The sequence below is a fragment of the Ornithinimicrobium flavum genome (assembly GCF_004526345.1).
GTDB classification, from domain to species: Bacteria; Actinomycetota; Actinomycetes; order Actinomycetales; family Dermatophilaceae; genus Ornithinicoccus; species Ornithinicoccus flavus.
The window spans coordinates 3,328,124-3,345,334 of the sequence record NZ_CP038213.1 but is presented as its reverse complement, the minus strand read 5'-3'; the positions used below and the strand labels follow the sequence as shown (position 1 = coordinate 3,345,334).

Here is a 17,211-nt window from a genome sequence, read left to right as displayed (position 1 = left end):
AACACATGAAGACGGTGGAACGTCGTTGCGGGGAGGGGGCGCTGCTCAATGAGGCTCTCAAGGCCCTGATCAGCCAGGGGCTGGGGGCCAAGTGGTCGTGGGTGGAGGACCGCGGCTCGGTAGACGGCCAGCTGACGATCTTCTGGCGAGGGGGGGAACGCACCTTCCCGGTCGTCCTGAAAGGAGCGCTCTCCGCCGGTGCGATCGAGCTGCTCCCACCGGTGCCGGGTGGTGTGGTGCTGTCGCACGAGATCAAGCCGGCGGTGCGCAAGGCGCTGGAGGCTGCTGGGTGGGGCTACCTCGACTCCACCGGCGCGGCCTCGTTCGCTGCCCCCGGGCTGCTCGTCCGCCTCGATGGGTGGCGACGTGCCGCAGGACCACCTTCCATCGACCGGCCCTTCTCCAGGACGGGGCTGCCCGTGACGTTCGTCCTCCTCGTGCGCGGCAGTCTCGAAGAGGTGGGCACTCAGCGCGACCTGGCTGCACTCGCAGGGGCGTCGTTGGGAACGACGAACCGGGTGCTGAAGGGGCTGCGTGAGCTCGGGTATCTCTCGAAGGACGGCGCGCTGCTCAAGCAGGCCACGATGGCAGATCGTTGGACGGAGAGCTATCTGGCTCTCTCGGGGCTAGGCGGCATCGACGCCCCGCGGTATTCGTCAGGCGTCTGGTCATCGCCGACGGAGGTGTTGACGGTGATGCCGAGCGGGGTCTACGTCGGATCCGAACTGGCGGCACGGACGATCGGCATGTCGATCAGGCCGAAGACGGCGCTGCTCTACTCCTCTGCCGAAAAGCGGAAGGACGTCATCGTCGCCGGCCGGCTCAGGCACGACCCGGACGGGTGGATACAGCTGCGAGACATCTTCTGGGGTGAGAAGCTCCTGGAGGACAAGACGGCAGTTGTCCCTGAGATCCTGATCCGGGCCGACCTCCTGGCCGAGACCGACCCGAGGCTGGCTGACCTGGCCAAGCAGCTGTGATCACATCGGTCGACCTGTCGGCAGCCGAGGCGCTGCCCGTCCCCGTCGACGTTCTTCGAGAGCTGACGGAGCGGGCCGAGCGTCTGGATCTCACGATGCTGGTGATAGGCGCCGCAGCGCGGGATCTTGTCGTGCACGCTGTGACTCAGCAGCCTGTGGTCCGTGCGACCCTGGATGTCGACATTGCCGTCGCGGTCGACCGGGAGGGGCTCGAGGGGTTCACTCGTGGGCTCCATCCCGTCCGCAACAGCGACCACAAGGTTCGCGTCCTGGGGGTGGAGGTCGACGTGGTGCCCTTCGGACCGATGGAGCGGGACCGTCACGTCGAACTCGATGACGGACACCTCCTCGACGTGACCGGACTCGCCGAGGCTGCGGCTACAGCGGTTGTGGTGAACCTGCCGAACGCGGTGACAGTCCACGTCGCTTCCCTCCCTGGGCAAGCTGCGCTGAAGGTGCTTGCCTGGCGAGACCGGCATCTGAAGAGCGCCAAGGACGCTCTCGACCTCAGACACATCCTGGAGGCGTCCGCGGAGTCTCCCTACGTGGAGGAAGCGTGGGAAGACGCAGAGGCGCTGGCGCGGTCCGACTACGCCATCGACGTCGCAGCAGCCTTCCGAACTGGACGGTTGGCCGCGCTGCCGTTTGATCCGCTCCACGGAGGTGCGGTGCTCAAGGTGCTCGATGCGCCTCCGCAGGCAGCTCGACTCGCGAGTCAGATGGGGTCGCTGACCAGTCCGCAACTCCTGGGCGCCTTCGCCGCCGGCTTCCGGACCGGCCTGGGATCGGTGGGTGCCTTCTGATGCTCGAGATCACCGATCTCACGGTGCGATTCGGCGCCACCACGGCCGTCGACGACGTCACCCTCACGGTGGAGGAGGGGCAGGTGCTGGCCATCCTCGGCCCCTCCGGCTGCGGCAAGTCGACCCTGCTGCGGGCCACCGCCGGGCTGGAGCACCTCGACGCCGGCAGCGTCCGCTGGCGCGGGCGCGACCTGGCCGGCGTGCCCACGCACGAGCGTGGCTTCGCCCTCATGTTCCAGGACGGGCAGCTCTTCGGCCACGCCACGGTGGGCGCCAACGTCGCCTACCCGCTGCGGTTGCGCGGGGTGGGCCGGGCCGCACGGAGGTCCCGGGTCGACGAGCTGCTCGAGCTCGTCGGCCTGCCCGGGTATGCCGACCGCCGTCCCCCCACCCTCTCCGGCGGGGAGCAGCAACGCGTCGCCCTGGCCCGCTCCCTAGCCGCCGACCCCGAGCTGCTCCTGCTCGACGAGCCCCTGTCAGCGCTCGACCGGTCGCTGCGGGAGCGTCTGGGCGGTGACCTGCGGGAGATCCTCGTGGAGACCGGCACGACCGCGGTCATGGTGACCCACGACCATGACGAGGCCTTCACGGTCGCCGACCGGCTCACCGTCATGCTCGCGGGCCGGGTCGTGCAGGAGGGGCCGACGGCCGAGGTGTGGCGCGCGCCGGTCGATGCCGAGGTGGCCGCGTTCATCGGCTACACGACCATCCTCCCCCTCACGACCGACCGCGCCGCGTGGTTGCTTCCCGACCCCACCGAGCGCGCCGAATGGTTGTCCCAGGGCGCACCGGACGCCTCGCGTGGTGAGCGGCACATCGCGCTGCGTCGCAACGCGCTCCGCCAGGACCCGGCCGGCACCCTCACCGGCACCGTCCGGCGCGCGGTCGCGGTGAGCGACGCGGTGCACCTCGACGTGGACGTCGACGGGCTCGGTCCCGCGACCGCGCTGGGGGACGACGTCGGACTCACTCCCGGGCAGCGGGTCCGCCTCGCGGTCGACCCGCGCGGGATCGCGCTGCTCCAGACCTGAGGGTCAGGGCGTGAAGATGTCCTTGCCCAGCTTCTGCCGCGGGTAGCCGGCCACCACCGACGCCCCGACGATCTTGTCGTGGAGCGTCTGCTTCTTGGCGTCCCACATCGGCCAGGCCAGGGAGAGCGCCCACGCGATGCCCGCGGTGAAGGGGAACATGAGCAGCAGCGCCAGCGACCGCACGACGCCGACGGGTCCGCCCAGGGTGGTGCCGTCGACGTCCCGGATGACCTTGAGCCCCATGAGCGCCTTGCCCGGCGACTGCCCCTTGCTGCCGTTGAGCCAGCCGATCCACCCCGCGGCGCCGAGCCACAGCAGGGTGGCGAGCGACTCGAAGATCTCGGAGAGCACGAGGAGCGGCAGGAGGAGGATCATCCAGTCCACGAGCGTCGCCCCTACCCGCTCGCCCCAGTCGGCGTAGCGAAGCTGCTGCTGAGGGGGCCTCGGCGCGCCGTACCCGTACTGCGGGAAGGAGTCCTGCGGCCCGGGCGTCTGCCCGGGAGGCGGCGGGGAGTAGGACGGGATCGGCGGCGGCGGAGCCCCCAGCCACGGGGCGCCGCCCTCGGTCGGGCCGGTGAGCGGCGGGCGACGCTGGTCGTCGGCCGGGCTGCCGTAGGGGTCGTTGGGGGGCCAGGTCATCACGGGCCTTCTCCTCAGGTGTCGCTGCTCGGGACGCTGCCCTCGGCGGGAGTCACCGGGTCGGCGCAGTAGGTGAACGCCCCCGTCCGGCCGGCGTGGTAGCTGGCATACTCCCCGTCGACCTCGAGCACCAGCTGATGGCCGGGCACGAGCGCCTGCGTGTACATCATGCCCGGTTGTGGGCACCCGAGGGAACCGTCGCGCCAGGTGACCTCCGCGTAGCCGGCGACGGTGACCTCCTCGACGGGGACGCCGCGGCGCTCGGCCTCGTCGGCGACCGCCTGCTGCACGTCGTCGCGCTGGACCACGGAGTCGGGGACCGGGCTGATCGGCAGGTCGCCCGCGTCGGGGCCGGGCAGGGTGGGGCCGCTGCTGGTCATGTCGTCCTCGTCGGGGGTGGGGGCGTCGCTGGTGGGGGCGGCCGGGGCCGCCGTGGTGGTGCCGGTCGGGTCGGCGGGCTCGGCGTCCTTCGTGCCGCAGGCGGCCAGGCCCAGGCACAGCGCGAGCGCCAACGTCGTCGGCAGGACTCGGGTGCGGGTCATCGTCGGATCTCCTCCGGGTGCGTCCTTGCGAGTCTAGGCGGGGGTATGACGCGCCCGCCGGACAGCGGGTTCCTCGCGCTGCGAGGTCGCGGGCTCGGAGGAAGACGCGCGGCTCGCCGCGGTGATCGATCAGGCAGGGAGTGGGGCACCGGGCCCCTGCACCGGCGCCCCACCCTCCTGCAACCCTCCCAGTCCGCCTCGCGGCGCCCTCCCGACGGTCGTCGGCTGTCCCGGGCCGACATAGATGAAGACGTCGTGGAGGGCCGAAACGTTGCGTCCGTCGGATGTGATCTGGATCACACTTTGCGGACGGTGAGCGCCTGCTCCACCGTGCCGATCGGTCCGTCCACGTCGTGGACGACCGACGAGGTCTGCCCGAGGCCGTCCGGGCCCCAGTGCACGCGGGTGTCCAGGCCAACCCACGTGCCGCGCGGCCGTCGGTGCAGGTGGAGGGTGAGGTCGACGTTGGGGTAGAGCCACTCGCGCGGGCTCTGCCGGGTCGCGATGCCGTTGGCGGTGTCGAGCAGCCCCACCCAGCGGGCCAGGTCCGAGACCGGCTCGGTGTCCACCAGGGCCAGCGGGGTCCGGGCCCACGCCCGCCCCCGACCCGGCCGGTTGCCCGCCGCGCGGAACTCCACGGAGCGGATGAAGTGCCCGCCCCACTGCGCCATCCCGTCCCAGACGGGGAGCTCGTCCGGGCCCGGCATCGGGTCGTGCTCCACGGCAGCCACCTCGGCCGTCTCCCCGCGCACCAGCCGCCAGGCGGTCGCCCGCACGGTCGGCCGGCCGCCGATCTCCACGACCGACTCCAGCAGCTCGATCGTGCGCCCGGGCCGCAGCACCCGGGTGGTCACCTGCATCTCCTCGCGGCGGATCATGCCGAGGATGTCGACGCTGACCCGGGCCCACTGCAGGTGCTCGCTCGGATGCTCGCGCTCCAGCGCGTGCACGAGCAGCCCGATGACGGGCGCGACGTGCTGCTCGTCCTCCTGCCAGGCCCCCTGCGTCTGCTCCGTCGGGGCGTAGCGCCCCCCGCCCAGCGCCGTGAAGTAGTGCTCGCTCGTCTGCGTCACGGTGCCCGAGTGTAGTAATGGCCCCATGACCTCCGACCTGCCGGCCTGGAGCCGGATCGCCCGCTCGGTGCTCGGCACCCCCTACCCGTGGGCGCCCGGCCACCTCGTCCTCGGCCCGGACGACACCTCCGTCGTCCCGCACGAGCGCCACCCCGCCTTCTCCGGCGCGCTCGACTGGCACAGCAGCGTCCACATGCAGTGGTCCCTGGTCACCCTCCTGTCACGGTATGCCGCCTCCCTCCCGGAGGCCGAGCGGGCCGCGGCCACCGCCCTCCTGGACGAGCGGCTGACCCCGGCGAACGTCGCGGTCGAGGTCGCCTACCTCCGGGAGCGTCCCGGCTTCGAGCGGCCATACGGCTGGGCGTGGGCCGCCCAGCTCGTCGCCGCGACCCACGACCCGGGCGGGCGCTGGGCTGCCGCGCTGGCACCCCTCGGGGACCTCGTGGCCGAGCTGGTCCCCGGCTGGCTGGCGCGCCAGGCCTACCCCGTCCGGCACGGCAAGCACCAGAACGACGCCTTCGCGCTGCTCCTGCTCCTCGACGCCTACGCCCCCGACCGCCTCGACCGGCCCGAGGTCGTCACCGCCTGCCGGGACGCGGCCCTCGGTTGGTTCGCCGACGACGGCTCCGCGCCCACCGACCACGAGCCGGGCGGCACCGACTTCCTCTCCCCGGCGCTCACCGAGGCCCTGCTCATGACCCGGGTGCTGCCGCCGGAGGAGGTCCGCCCCTGGCTGGCCCGGGTGCTGCCCGGCCTCGGGGAGGGACGGCATACCTCGCTCCTGGCGACCCCCACGGTCCTGGACCCGACCGACGGCCAGGGGGCGCACCTGCTCGGGCTCGCGCTGTCCCGGGCCTGGGCCCTGCGCGGGCTGGCAGGATGGGTGCCCGACGCCGCGGCCGACCGGCTGCGCGCCGCCGCCGACGAGCAGGAGGGTGCCGTGCTGGTCGCGATCACCGACGGCGACTTCATGGCCACCCACTGGCTGGTGTCGTTCGCGCTGCTCGCCAGGGGCGCCCTGGAGCGGCCGTGACCGACGCGGCGGGGGAGCCCACCCCGGCGGCGCGGCCCAGGTGGACCGTCCGCCAGCGGCTGATGACCATGGTCGTCGGGCTGCTCGCGCTCGGGCTGCTGCTCACGGGCCTGCTGTCGTTCACGGTGCAGTACCAGCGCGTCGTCGACCAGATCAACGACGACCTCGTCCAGGAGGTGGACGAGCTGGGCCTGCTCGCCCAGGCCGGGCCCGGTCGGGACGGCCGGGCCTACGTCGACGTCGACGACCTCTTCTACGACTTCATCGCCACCTCGACGGCCGGGGAGGACGAGGCCTTCATGGGGCTGGTGCAGGACCGGCCGATGTTCTGGAGCGGGGGAGAGCGGGCCTTCGAGGTGCAGGGCCCGGACGTGGTCTCGGCCGTCACCGCCCTGTCCGTGCCCGAGGGGGAGGCCCGGATCACCTCCCTGCGGACCCAGGGCACCACCCTGCGCGTGCTCGCCGCCGACGTGCGGCTGGACGGGGAGGAGCGCCAGGGGACCTTCGTCGTCGCCATCGACCTCGGGTCCCAGCAGGAGGAGATGCTGCGCCGCGTCCTCATCTTCGTGCTCGTCAGCGTGGTCGTCATGGCGCTCGGGGCGGCCCTGGCCCACGTCGTCCTCGGCCGGCTCCTGCGCCCCCTGCGCGACCTCCAGGAGGCCACGGCCGAGGTCAGCACCACCGACCTGTCACGCCGGGTGGACGTCGCCGGCGCCGACACCGACGTCGTCCAGCTCGGCGTCCGCTTCAACCAGATGCTCGACCGGATCGAGGCGGGGGTGGGTGAGCAGCGGCAGTTCCTCGACGACGCCGCGCACGAGCTGCGCACCCCGTTGACCATCCTGCGCGGCAACGCCGAGCTGCTCGACCCGCACGACCCCGAGGAGGTGACCGCCACCCGGACGCTCATGCTCGACGAGGTCGACCGGATGCAGCGGCTCGTCGACGACCTGCTCGTGCTGGCCAAGGCGCAACGCCCGGACTTCGTCCGGACCGCCCCCACCGACGTCACCGAGCTGGCCGTGGAGTGCATGGACCGGCTCACCTCCCTGGGCGACCGCCGCTGGCGGCTGAGCACCGATGCCGAGGGGCAGCTCGACCTGGACCGGCAGCGGATCATCCAGGCCGTGGTGCAGCTGGCCGCGAACGGCGTGAAGTTCAGCGAGCCGGGCAGCGTCGTCGAGCTCACCAGCCGGTGGGCCGACGCCGACGGTGAGGAGGGCGCGCGGGCGGTCGCGGCCGGGGCCCGGCCGGCCGACCGCTACCTGGCGCTGTCGGTCCTGGACCAGGGGTGCGGCATACCGGAGGAGCAGCTGAGCCGGATCTTCGAGCGCTTCGGCCGCGCCGACAACGCCAGCCGGGTCGAGGGCAGCGGCCTCGGGCTCGCCATCGTCGAGGCCATCGTCCAGGCCCACGGGGGCGCCGCCGCCGTCGAGTCCGTCGAGGGTGTCGGCTCGCGCTTCACCCTGTGGCTGCCGGACGGGCCCGAGCGCGACACCCCCACCGGGTAGCCTCCTGGGCATGCCGCACATCCTGATCGCGGAGGACGAGGAGGGGATCGCCCGGGTTCTCGACCGGGCGCTGCGCTCCGAGGGTCACCGGACCACGATCGTCACCGACGGCATCGCGGCCCTCGAGCACGCGACCGGCGGGGAGGTGGACCTCGTCGTGCTCGACGTGGGCCTGCCGAAGATGGACGGCTTCACCGTGCTCAAGATGCTGCGCACGATGGAGGAGCGGTGCCGATCATCATGTGCACCGCGCGCGACTCGGTCGAGGACACCGTGCTCGGGCTGGAGAGCGGGGCGGAGGACTACATCGCCAAGCCGTTCCGCGTCGAGGAGCTGCTGGCGCGGGTGCGGCTGCGGCTGCGCCAGCACGCCGACCTCCAGGGGGCCGCGGGGCCGGCCGCCGAGGACCGGCTCGTGGCCGGCGGGGTCGAGCTGGACGTCGCCGCCCGCACCGCCACCGTCGACGGCACGCCGGTCGACCTGTCGGCCCGCGAGTTCGCCCTCGCGCGCGAGCTCATCGCGCACGCCGGGCAGGCGCTGTCCCGCGAGCAGCTGCTCGACCGGGTGTGGGGGTATGAGGTGACCGGCAGCTCCAACGTCGTGGACGTCTACGTGCGCTACCTGCGCGCCAAGGTCGGGGCCGACCGGATCACCACGGTCCGGGGTGTCGGCTACCGCTTCGAGCACTGAGGGGGACGGCGCTACAGGTGTCGTCGAGTGCTAGCATTGCTATCACGGAGGTGACGCCATGGGCAGTCTGACGATCCGCCAGTTGAACGAAACCACCCACGCCCGGTTGCGTGGTCGGGCGGCTAAGCATGGCCGCTCCGTCGAGGCTGAGGTGCGTGCGATCCTGGATGCGGCAGTGGACCTCCCGGACGAGAACATCCTGCTGGCGCTGCACACCGCCATCTCCGAGGTGGGAGGAGTGGACCTGCTCGTGCCGGTCCGAGATGATCGTCCGCGCCCGGTCGACCTCTCGTGATCATCGCCGACACGAACGTCGTCTCGGAGTTCATGAAGGACATCCCCGAGGCGAACGTCCTGGCGTGGGCGCGGGACGTGGCGACCTCGGACCTGACGATCAGCGTGGTGACCGTCGAGGAGATCGATCGTGGTCTGGGACGACTCCCGGCCGGTCGTCGACGCTCGGCCCTCGCGGTCCGGTGGGCCGCGATGGTCACCGCATTCGCCGATGCCATCGCCGTCTACGACGTGACGGCGGCGAGAGCCACGGCCCGTGTCCTGGTCGATGGTCTCGACCAGGGGCGGACCATGTCTCTGGCCGACGCACAGCTCGCCGGGATCTGCCTCGCGAACGGAGCCACCCTGGCCACGAGGAACGTCAAGGACTTCTCACAGGTGCCGGACCTGACCGTGGTGAACCCTTTCGACATCCATCGTCCGTAGGGGCAACGCTGGTGCCACAGCCCTGACGGGCGGGAGGCCGGCCACCTCCGCATACGCGAGCACCTGGGGGACGAGGTATGCCGCGACCGTCACCCCCGCGAGGACGTCCCGCGCAGCCAGCCGCGCTCGTAGCCGCGTAGCGCCGCCAGCCCCGGGAGGACACGGGCCCAGCTACGGCGCGACCCGCCGTTGCCGTTCCTGGTGCTCGGGGCGGCCATCGTTCTCCTGCTCCCGGTGCCGCGCCCCCGTGGCGCCGCGTCGGATGGGGAGTCTAGTGACCTTGGTCGGGCCGGGGGGAGCATCGGCGCGGGCGTCGATGAGAGAACTCTCACTGACCTGTCATCCACCCCTCATCCTGCTCCCGTTCACTGACGGTCAGAGCGGCCGACCGGGTCGTCGGGCAGAAGAAGGTGATGGGCATGGCCGAGGTGAGCGCAGCCGACCCCCTCCGGGTGGTGTTCTACTCCCACGACTCCCAGGGGATGGGGCACTTCCGCCGCAACCGCGCCCTCGCGCACGCGCTGGCCTCCCGGCTGCCGGTGCTGACCGGTCGTCCGGTGACCGGGCTGCTCGTCAACGGGGTGGCCGGGTCCGTCACGAGCTCGCTGCCCGCCGGCTTCGACGTCGTGACCCTGCCGGCCGTCGGCAAGACGGGCGCTGAGTACGGGCCGCGGCGGCTCGGGGTCGGGCTCGACGCCGTCACCGGTCTGCGCGCGCAGATCGTGCGGGCCACGCTCCTGGCCTTCCGCCCCGACCTGGTCGTCGTCGACCGGCACGCGCTGGGCTTCGGGGGCGAGCTCGAGGAGGGGCTGCGGGCGCTGCGCGCCGAGGTGCCCGGGGCCCGGGTCGTCCTGGGCCTGCGGGAGGTGCTCGACACCCCCGCGGCACTGGCCCGGGAGTGGGAGCGCACCCCGGTCGGGACGGTCCGGGAGCTCTACGACCAGATCTGGGTCTACGGCGACCCCCGCGTGCACGACCTGCGCACCAGCGGTGAGCTGCCGGAGCCGCTCCACGACCTGGTCCGCTACCAGGGCTACCTCTCCCACGGCCGCGCCGAGGACCCGCCCGGCCTCGAGCCGGCCACGCCCTACCTGCTCACGACCGTCGGCGGCGGCAGCGACGGCACCCGTCTGTGCCTGGCCGCGGCCCGCGCCACCGTCCCTGTCGGGCACGTGCACGTCGTGGTCACCGGCCCGCAGATGTCCGACGCTGACCACCGGGCCGTCGAGGGCGCCGCCGGCGCCCGCACCAGCGTCGTCCGGTCCGTCGCCGACGCGGCTGGCCTCATCCGGCCAGGCCCGCCCGTCAGGCCGACGCGGCTGGCTACAACACGGTCACCGAGACGCTCGCCGGCGACGTGCCCGCCCTCCTCGTGCCCCGTGAGTGGCCCCGCCGCGAGCAGCTGCTGCGCTGCGAGGGGCTGGCCGCCGACGGCTCGGTGGACCTGCTCCGGGCCCAGCACCTGTCCCCGGCGGCGATCACGCATTGGTGGGCCTCGGCCGTGGGCCGCCGGGTCAGCCGCGAGCACCTCGACCTCGGCGGGCTGCGCGCCACCGCCCGCTCCGCCGCCGACCTGCTGGCCGGCACCACCGCCACCCCCCGCCCCCGGAAGGAGCTGGTCGCCGCGGTCTGACCGCGCGACATACCCGCCATGAGCACCGAGACCCTCACCCCCGCTCCGCCGACCACCCCGACCGGCACGGCCCCCCGCCGCCGCACCGCCTACGTCCTCAAGGTCTACCCGCGCTTCTCCGAGACCTTCGTCGTCACCGAGATCCTGGCGCGCGAGGCCGCGGGGGAGGACCTGGCGATCTACGCGCTGCGGCCCACGACCGACTCGCGCTTCCACCCCCAGCTCGCCCAGGTGCAGGCGCCGGTCACCCACCTCCCGCGCGTGCACAAGCTGTCCGCCGAGTGGGAGACGCTGCGGCGGGCGCACGAGGAGCTGCCCGGCTTCGGCGAGCGCTTCGGGGCGCTGCTGTCGCTGCTCGTGCGCCTCGGCCCCTCCGACGTCGCCCAGGCGGTCGAGCTGGCGCTGCGGCTGCGGGCCGACGGCATCACCCACGTGCACGTGCACTTCGCGAGCCTGGCCTCCTGGTGCACCGCGGTCGCGTGCGCACTGACCGACCTGCCCTTCACCGTCACCACCCACGCCAAGGACCTCTTCCACGAGGACGTCGACCCGGTCCTGCTGCGCGAGGTGCTCCACCGGGCGCACCGGGTCGTCGCCATCAGCGACTACAACCGCCGCTACCTCCTGCGCGAGGTCGACCCCGCGCTGTCCGGCACGGTCGAGCTGGTGCGCAACGGGCTGGAGCTGTCGCGCTTCCCGTACCGCGACCCGCGACCGGTCGACGGCCCGCTGCAGGTGCTCGCCGTGGGGCGGATCGTGGAGAAGAAGGGCTTCGACCACCTCGTGGCCGCCGCCGCACGGCTGACGGCGCAGGGTATGCCGCTCGCCGTCCGCATCGTCGGCGAGGGCGAGCTCGCGGGCCGGCTGGCGCAGCAGGTGCGCGAGGCCGGGCTGGAGGGCGTCGTGACGCTCCTGGGCCCGCGCTCGCAGGCCGAGCTCGTGGCCGAGCTGGACGCCGCCGACGTCCTGGCCGCCCCCTGCGTCGTCGGCGCCGACGGCAACGCCGACGGGCTCCCCACCGTGCTGCTCGAGGCGATGGCCCGCGGCGTGCCGTGCGTGGCCACCGACGTCACCGGCATCCCCGAGGCGGTCCACCCCGCCCGTGACGGCGAGCCGCGGACCGGCATCCTGCTGTCCCGCGACCCGGCCGGTCTCGCCGACCGCGTCGCCGACGCGCTGCGCGAGGTGGCCGACCCCGGCTGGCCCCGCGTCGAGGTCGCCCGCGCCGCACGCGCGGTCATCGAGCGCGACTTCGACACCACCCGGCAGGCCGCGCGGCTCAGCGCCCTCGAGGCGGTGGCCCGATGACCTTCCGCGTCGCCTACGTCTGCGCCGACCCCGGCATCCCCGTCTTCGGCACCAAGGGCGCCAGCGTCCACGTGCAGGAGATCGTCCGCGCCTGGCGCGCCCGGGGCGCCGACGTCCACGTGTATGCCGTCCGCCTCGGCGACGACGTCCCCGCCGACCTGGCCGACCTGCCCGTGCACCTCGTGCGCGTCGGGGGCAAGGGTCTGGACCCGGCGCAGCGCGAGGTCGCCCAGCAGGAGGCCGCCGCCGAGCTGGCCCGGCAGGTCGTGGAGCTCGCCCCGGACGTCGTCTACGAGCGCTACTCGCTCTTCTCCACCGTGCTGGAGCAGGCGCGGCTCGGGCTCGGGTCCGCCGTGCGGACCGTGCTCGAGGTCAACGCCCAGCTCGTCGACGAGCAGCGCACCCACCGGGTCCTCGTCGACGAGGCCGGCGCCGTCGCCGCCCTGCGGGCCCAGCTCGCGGCGGCCGACGTCGTGGGCTGCGTCAGCGAGCCGGTCGCGGACTGGGTGCGGGGCCACGCGGAGGCGTGGGACCGCATACCTCCCGTCGTCGTGGTGCCCAACGGCGTCAACACCGAGCGGGTGCGCCCGGTGACCCCGGACCCGGCCGGCCCGCCCGTCGTCGTCTTCGTCGGCACCCTCAAGCCCTGGCACGGCGTCGAGGACCTCGTCCGCGCCGCCGCGCTGGCCCGCGAGCCGTGGCGGCTGCGGATCGTCGGCGACGGCCCGCAGCGGGAGACCGTCGAGCGGCTCGTCGCCGAGCACGGCCTGGACGTCGAGCTCGTCGGCGCCGTCGCGCCGGAGCAGGTGCCGGCGACGATGGAGGGCGCGTCGGTCGCCGTCGCGCCCTACCCGCCACCGCCGCCCCGGACCACTACTTCTCCCCGTTGAAGGTGTACGAGTACGCCGCCGCCGCGCTGCCCGTCGTCGCCTCCCGCATCGGGCAGATCCCCTCCGTCGTCGACGACGGCGTGACCGGGCTGCTCGTGCCGCCGTCGGACCCACGGACGCTCGCCGCCGCGGTCGACGCCCTCGTCGCCGATCCGGCCCGCGCGGCCCGCCTCGGCGCCGCCGGCAGGGCGCGCATGGAGGAGCGGCACTCCTGGCACCACGTGCTGGACGCCACCCTCGGCGGGATGCTGGAGCCGGTCTCGTGAGGCGCGGGGAGGAGACCCCTACCGCACGTGGGCGCGGCCCGCTGCGCCGCACGCTCGGCCTGCTGCGCCCGCACCTGCCCGGGCAGCGCGGGCTGCTGGCCGGCGGCGGGGTGCTGCTCGTGCTCGAGGTGGCCTTCCGCGTCCTGGAGCCGTGGCCGACCAAGCTCGTCGTCGACGCCGTCACCCGGAGCCTGGGGGCCGACCTGGCCGAGGCCGGGCCGCCCGCGTCCGCGCAGCTGCTGCTGGCGGCCGCCCTCGCGACGATCTCGATCATCGGGCTGCGCGCGGTGTGCAACTTCGGGGCGACCGTGGCCTTCGCCCTTGGGGGCTCGCGGATCGCGACCCAGCTGCGGGCCCGAGTCTTCGACCACGTGCAGGGACTGTCGCGCCGCTATCACGGCACCGCCCGGTCCGGTGACGTCGTGCAGCGCCTCGTCGCCGACGTGGGGCGGCTGCAGGAGGTGGCGGTGACCGCGGGGATGCCCCTGGTGGTCAACGTCTTCACGCTCGTCGCGATGCTGGGGGTGATGACCTGGCTCGACCCGGTCCTGGCGCTCATCAGCCTGGGCGCGATCCTCGTCTTCCTCCTCTTCTCCCGCACGAGCACCGGCAAGATCACGCACGCGTCTCGCAGGACGCGGCGCAGCGAGGGCGACCTGGCCAACATCGCCCAGGAGACCCTCGCCGGCATGACCCACGTGCAGGCCTACGGGCTGGAGCCGGACCGCAGCCGCCACTTCCAGGGCTCCAACGCCAGGTCCCTCAAGGACGGGGTCAAGGCCCGGCGGCTCGCGGCGGGGCTGGAGCGGCGCACCGACGTCCTGGTCGGCGTGGCGACCGCGGCCGTCCTCTACCTCGGCGGCACCCGCGTCCTGCAGGGTGCGATGACCCCGGGCGACCTGGTCATCTTCCTCACCTACCTCAAGACGTCGATGAAGCCGCTGCGGGACCTGGCGAAGTACACCGGCCGCGTCGCCCGCGCCAGCGCCTCCGGCGAGCGCGTCGCCGACCTGCTCGACGTGCAGCCCGACATCGTCTCCGCGCCGGACCCGGTGCCGCTGCGCCGCGTGCGGGGCGAGCTGCGGTTCGAGGACGTGCGGGTGGAGTACGTCCCCGGCATCCGCGTCCTCGACGGGCTCCGCCTGCGGGTGGCGCCCTGGGAGACCGTGGCCGTCGTGGGGCCCTCCGGCTCGGGCAAGTCCACCCTGGCCGCGCTCGTCCTGCGGATGCTCGACCCGACCGCCGGCACGGTGCGCCTCGACGGGATCGACCTGCGCGACGTCGACCTCGCCGAGCTCCGGGGGTCGGTGGCGCTCGTGCAGCAGGAGGCGGTGCTCTTCACCGGCACCATCGAGGAGAACATCCGCCAGGGCCGCCCCGGCGCCACCGACGGCGAGGTGCTCCGGGCGGCGAGGCTCGCCCGGGTCACGGAGTTCACCGACGCCCTGCCCGACGGTCTGCTGACGGAGGTCACCGAGCGCGGCTCCAGCCTCTCCGGCGGGCAGCGGCAGCGGATCTCCCTGGCCCGCGCCTTCCTGCGGGACGCGCCGGTGCTGGTGCTCGACGAGCCCACGACCGGTCTGGACCCCGAGAACGTCGAGCTCGTCAACGACGCGATCCGCGAGCTGGCCCGCGGGCGCACCTGCCTGCTCGTCACCCACGACGCCGACACCGCCCGCACCGCCGACCGGGTCGTCGTCGTCGAGGCCGGCCGTGTCACCTGGGACGGCCCGCCCTCCGAGGCGCCCCTCGAGCGGGTGCTGGAGGAGGAGGTGGCCCGTGCCTGAGACGTCCTTGGACCCCGTCCTCGACCTCCTCCTCGACCCCGCCTGGCTCTCCCGCACGGTCGGCCTCCCGGTCCGGATCACCCGCCTGCGCAGCAAGCCCGGCGTCTCCCACGCCGCCGCCCTCCTCCCCACCAGCCCCACCCCCTCGGCAACCGGACGCGCGTTCGTGACAGATATCCACAACCCCACCCCAACCGGACGCGCGTTCGTGACGGATATCCACAGCCCCGACGCCCCGATCGGCTGGGTGCTGGCCCTCGTCGGGGAGGCGCGTCGCAAGCGGGACAAGCGGATCGAGGCCATCACCAGCCACCGGCCGGAGGCCCCCCTCGGCGAGCTCGACCTGCCCGACCTGGACGCGCAGCTGCTCTGGGGGCCGACCCACACCGATCCCCGCCTGGTGGGTCCGCTGGCGGAGATCGACCTGAGCGTGGCGGAGCTGCTCCGCTACAACCCCCTGCGCCGGGCGGTTCTGCGCCTCGGCGACCACGTCGTCCGCGTGACCGCCGAGCCGCACCGCGACCGGCTGACCCGCGTGGCTCGCGCGCTCGCCGCCCACGGCGTCCCCGTCACCACGCCGGTGCCCGCGGCCGAGGCGGGCCTCCGGGGCGGTCGACGGACCACGGTATGGCGTTGGGTCGAGGGCGCCGACCTCGCGACCCGGGCGACCTCCGAGCAGCTCCGGGACGCGGGCACGCTCCTCGCCCGGCTGCACGCCTCCCCGACGACCCTCGGGCCGGAGCTCGGCCTGGCCCGCCGTGGTTGGGCCCACGCCCACGCCGCCGCCGAGGCGACCGTGCTCCACCTGGAGGGGGTGGCGCGATACCTGACGGCACCCCTGCGCGAGGCCCTCACCGCCCTGCCGGCAGCCGACACCCCGGAGCGTTCTGCCGGCCTGGCGGGCGGCCCCGACGTCGTGCTGCACGGGGACTTCTCCCTCGACCAGGTGCTGGCCGGGGACACCGGCCTCGTCCTCACCGACCTGGACCGCGCCGCGGTCGGCCCGGCCGAGGTGGACCTGGCCAGCGTCCTGGCGGTCGCGATCATCGAGGGGACGGACCTTCGGCCGCTGCTGGCGGCGTACGGCGCCTCGCCCGCCCCCGCCTGGGTCGCGGCCGCGCTCCTGGCCCGCGCCGCCGAGCCCTGGCGTGCCCAGGAGCCGGGGTGGGAGCAGGGGACGCTGCGGCGTGCCCGGCTCGCGCTCGAGGTCCTGGCGCCCTGGACGGTGCCCGGGGCCGTCGAGCAGGATGGCGACAGGGTCGAGGTGCTGCGCGCCTGGCCCGACACGGTCGTGGACGGCGTCGCCCGGGTCGCGATCGAGGGGCCGGACCAGCACGGGCGCCTGCGCGCCGGGACCGTCGACGCGACCGGCGCAGTCCGGCTGCTGCCGCCCGGGACCGACCGGCGGCTCCCCGCGCTCGCCGGGCCGGCCGAGCGGGGCCGCCTCGTCGTGCACCGTCCTGCGCGCCGGGCGGTCGTGGCGCTGCCGGACCGGTACCTGAAGGTCCTGCGCCCCGGCCGCGCGCCCGCCGTCGCCGAGCTCTCCCGGCGCGGCCGCGCCCTGGCCGGGGCGGCCGGGCTGGGCGCCGCGGACGTCCTGTCCGCCGACGACGGCACCGTCGCCTTCTCCGTCCTCCCCGGCCGGCCCGTGCACGAGCTCGCGGAGGAGCGCGACTGGCCCGGTATGTGGTCCGCCTGGGCCCGGGCGTGGGCCCGGTTCCAGGCCCTCGACGCGCCCGACCTGCCCGCGCACACCGCCGACGACGAGGCGCAGGTGCTCCTCACCTGGCGGGAGCGGGCCGAGCGCGCGGGCGTCCTGCGCGGCACCCCCTGGGCCGCCCGCCTGGGCGAGGTGGCGGAGGAGCTGGCGGCGGCACCGCATACCGGAGCGCGGCTGGTGCCCACCCACCGCGACCTGCACGACAAGCAGCTGCTCTGGGACGGAGCGCGGCTGTCCGTGCTCGACCTGGACACGGTATGCCGGGCCGAGCCGGCCCTCGACCTGGCCAACCTCGCCGTCCACGCCCGGCTGCGGCAGGCCCAGGGCCGCTGGTCGGCCCGGGCCACGGCGACGATGCTGGAGGCGGTGGACCGCGTCGCCGACGCCTCGGACGTGGACCCGGAGCGGATGCGGCTGGCGAGGCGGGCGACGGTGGCGAGGCTGGCCGCGGTCTACGCCTTCCGCCCGCCGTGGCGGGAGTCCGTGCTGCGCTGGGCGGTCGATGAGTGGCCGCTGACCAGCGAAGATGAGAACTCTCTCATCGTCGTCTCACCCCCGTCTCCTCGACCCGCGGGAAGGTAGTGC

At 74.1% G+C, this 17,211-nt stretch carries 17 protein-coding genes and 1 pseudogene; 14 read left to right on the top strand and 4 right to left on the bottom strand.

Annotation, left to right across the window (positions count from 1 at the left end):
• Positions 1 to 5 precede the first annotated feature (5 nt).
• From E3Z34_RS15870 to E3Z34_RS15860, 3 genes are read left to right on the top strand one after another with little or no spacing between them, the layout of a single operon-like run.
• Complete coding sequence (locus E3Z34_RS15870; RefSeq protein WP_134774385.1) at positions 6 to 980, top strand: type IV toxin-antitoxin system AbiEi family antitoxin; 975 nt, start codon at positions 6 to 8, stop codon at positions 978 to 980.
• Positions 977 to 1,783, top strand: a complete 807-nt coding sequence (locus E3Z34_RS15865; RefSeq protein ID WP_134774384.1) for a hypothetical protein — start codon at positions 977 to 979, stop codon at positions 1,781 to 1,783. Before E3Z34_RS15870 ends, E3Z34_RS15865 begins: the two co-directional genes overlap by 4 nt.
• Entirely contained in the window at positions 1,783 to 2,814 is a 1,032-nt protein-coding gene (locus E3Z34_RS15860; protein ID WP_134774383.1) for an ABC transporter ATP-binding protein, read from the top strand. The genes E3Z34_RS15865 and E3Z34_RS15860 overlap by 1 nt, the downstream gene beginning before the upstream one ends.
• A 3-nt stretch (positions 2,815 to 2,817) precedes the next feature.
• Here the strand turns inward: E3Z34_RS15860 and E3Z34_RS15855 are convergent, their stop codons facing one another.
• The 3 genes from E3Z34_RS15855 to E3Z34_RS15845 all read right to left on the bottom strand — a co-directional run bounded on the left by E3Z34_RS15855 (position 2,818) and on the right by E3Z34_RS15845 (position 5,068).
• Positions 2,818 to 3,453 carry an RDD family protein gene (locus tag E3Z34_RS15855; protein WP_134774382.1) on the bottom strand — a complete coding sequence of 212 codons (636 nt, stop codon included), beginning with the start codon at positions 3,451 to 3,453 and terminating at the stop codon, positions 2,818 to 2,820.
• A gap of 14 nt (positions 3,454 to 3,467) precedes the next feature.
• Positions 3,468 to 3,995, bottom strand: coding sequence for a hypothetical protein (locus E3Z34_RS15850; protein WP_134774381.1), 528 nt, complete (start codon positions 3,993 to 3,995; stop codon positions 3,468 to 3,470).
• Positions 3,996 to 4,291: 296 nt separating this feature from the next.
• Positions 4,292 to 5,068: a thioesterase family protein gene (locus E3Z34_RS15845; protein WP_238695225.1), complete on the bottom strand. Its 777-nt coding sequence runs from the start codon at positions 5,066 to 5,068 to the stop codon at positions 4,292 to 4,294.
• A 25-nt stretch (positions 5,069 to 5,093) separates the two neighbouring features.
• Here E3Z34_RS15845 and E3Z34_RS15840 point away from each other — a divergent pair, with 25 nt between their 5' ends.
• The 5 genes and pseudogenes from E3Z34_RS15840 to E3Z34_RS15820 all read left to right on the top strand — a co-directional run bounded on the left by E3Z34_RS15840 (position 5,094) and on the right by E3Z34_RS15820 (position 9,022).
• Positions 5,094 to 6,101, top strand: coding sequence for a DUF2891 family protein (locus E3Z34_RS15840; protein WP_134774379.1), 1,008 nt, complete (start codon positions 5,094 to 5,096; stop codon positions 6,099 to 6,101).
• On the top strand, positions 6,098 to 7,612 hold the full coding sequence (locus E3Z34_RS15835; protein WP_134774378.1) for a sensor histidine kinase: 1,515 nt from the start codon (positions 6,098 to 6,100) through the stop codon (positions 7,610 to 7,612). The genes E3Z34_RS15840 and E3Z34_RS15835 overlap by 4 nt, the downstream gene beginning before the upstream one ends.
• A 10-nt stretch (positions 7,613 to 7,622) precedes the next feature.
• Positions 7,623 to 8,302, top strand: a pseudogene (locus E3Z34_RS15830) (response regulator transcription factor).
• Between the two features lie 58 nt (positions 8,303 to 8,360).
• On the top strand, positions 8,361 to 8,597 hold the full coding sequence (locus tag E3Z34_RS15825) for a FitA-like ribbon-helix-helix domain-containing protein (protein ID WP_134774377.1): 237 nt from the start codon (positions 8,361 to 8,363) through the stop codon (positions 8,595 to 8,597).
• Entirely contained in the window at positions 8,594 to 9,022 is a 429-nt protein-coding gene (locus E3Z34_RS15820) for a type II toxin-antitoxin system VapC family toxin (RefSeq protein ID WP_134774376.1), read from the top strand. Before E3Z34_RS15825 ends, E3Z34_RS15820 begins: the two co-directional genes overlap by 4 nt.
• On the opposite strand, the gene E3Z34_RS19235 is transcribed toward E3Z34_RS15820, so the two are convergent.
• Positions 8,969 to 9,115 (bottom strand): hypothetical protein, encoded by a 147-nt coding sequence (locus E3Z34_RS19235; protein WP_238695224.1) that lies wholly within the window; start codon positions 9,113 to 9,115, stop codon positions 8,969 to 8,971. The genes E3Z34_RS15820 and E3Z34_RS19235 overlap by 54 nt on opposite strands.
• Before the next feature lie 326 nt (positions 9,116 to 9,441).
• On the opposite strand from E3Z34_RS19235, the gene E3Z34_RS15810 reads away from it, so the two are divergent.
• From E3Z34_RS15810 to E3Z34_RS15790, 6 genes are read left to right on the top strand one after another with little or no spacing between them, the layout of a single operon-like run.
• The gene (locus E3Z34_RS15810; RefSeq protein WP_202976974.1) at positions 9,442 to 10,677 is read left to right on the top strand and encodes a glycosyltransferase family protein; all 1,236 of its coding nucleotides are present in this window, start codon (positions 9,442 to 9,444) and stop codon (positions 10,675 to 10,677) included.
• Positions 10,674 to 11,963, top strand: coding sequence for a glycosyltransferase (locus E3Z34_RS15805; protein WP_134774375.1), 1,290 nt, complete (start codon positions 10,674 to 10,676; stop codon positions 11,961 to 11,963). The genes E3Z34_RS15810 and E3Z34_RS15805 overlap by 4 nt, the downstream gene beginning before the upstream one ends.
• Positions 11,960 to 12,853 carry a glycosyltransferase family 4 protein gene (locus tag E3Z34_RS19590; protein WP_275106667.1) on the top strand — a complete coding sequence of 298 codons (894 nt, stop codon included), beginning with the start codon at positions 11,960 to 11,962 and terminating at the stop codon, positions 12,851 to 12,853. Before E3Z34_RS15805 ends, E3Z34_RS19590 begins: the two co-directional genes overlap by 4 nt.
• A gap of 2 nt (positions 12,854 to 12,855) precedes the next feature.
• Positions 12,856 to 13,119 carry a glycosyltransferase gene (locus E3Z34_RS19585; RefSeq protein WP_275106685.1) on the top strand — a complete coding sequence of 88 codons (264 nt, stop codon included), beginning with the start codon at positions 12,856 to 12,858 and terminating at the stop codon, positions 13,117 to 13,119.
• A complete protein-coding gene (locus E3Z34_RS15795) occupies positions 13,116 to 14,906 on the top strand; it encodes an ABC transporter ATP-binding protein (protein WP_134774374.1) in 1,791 nt (596 codons plus the stop codon). Before E3Z34_RS19585 ends, E3Z34_RS15795 begins: the two co-directional genes overlap by 4 nt.
• Entirely contained in the window at positions 14,899 to 17,208 is a 2,310-nt protein-coding gene (locus E3Z34_RS15790) for a phosphotransferase (RefSeq protein WP_158288711.1), read from the top strand. The genes E3Z34_RS15795 and E3Z34_RS15790 overlap by 8 nt, the downstream gene beginning before the upstream one ends.
• Positions 17,209 to 17,211 lie beyond the last annotated feature (3 nt).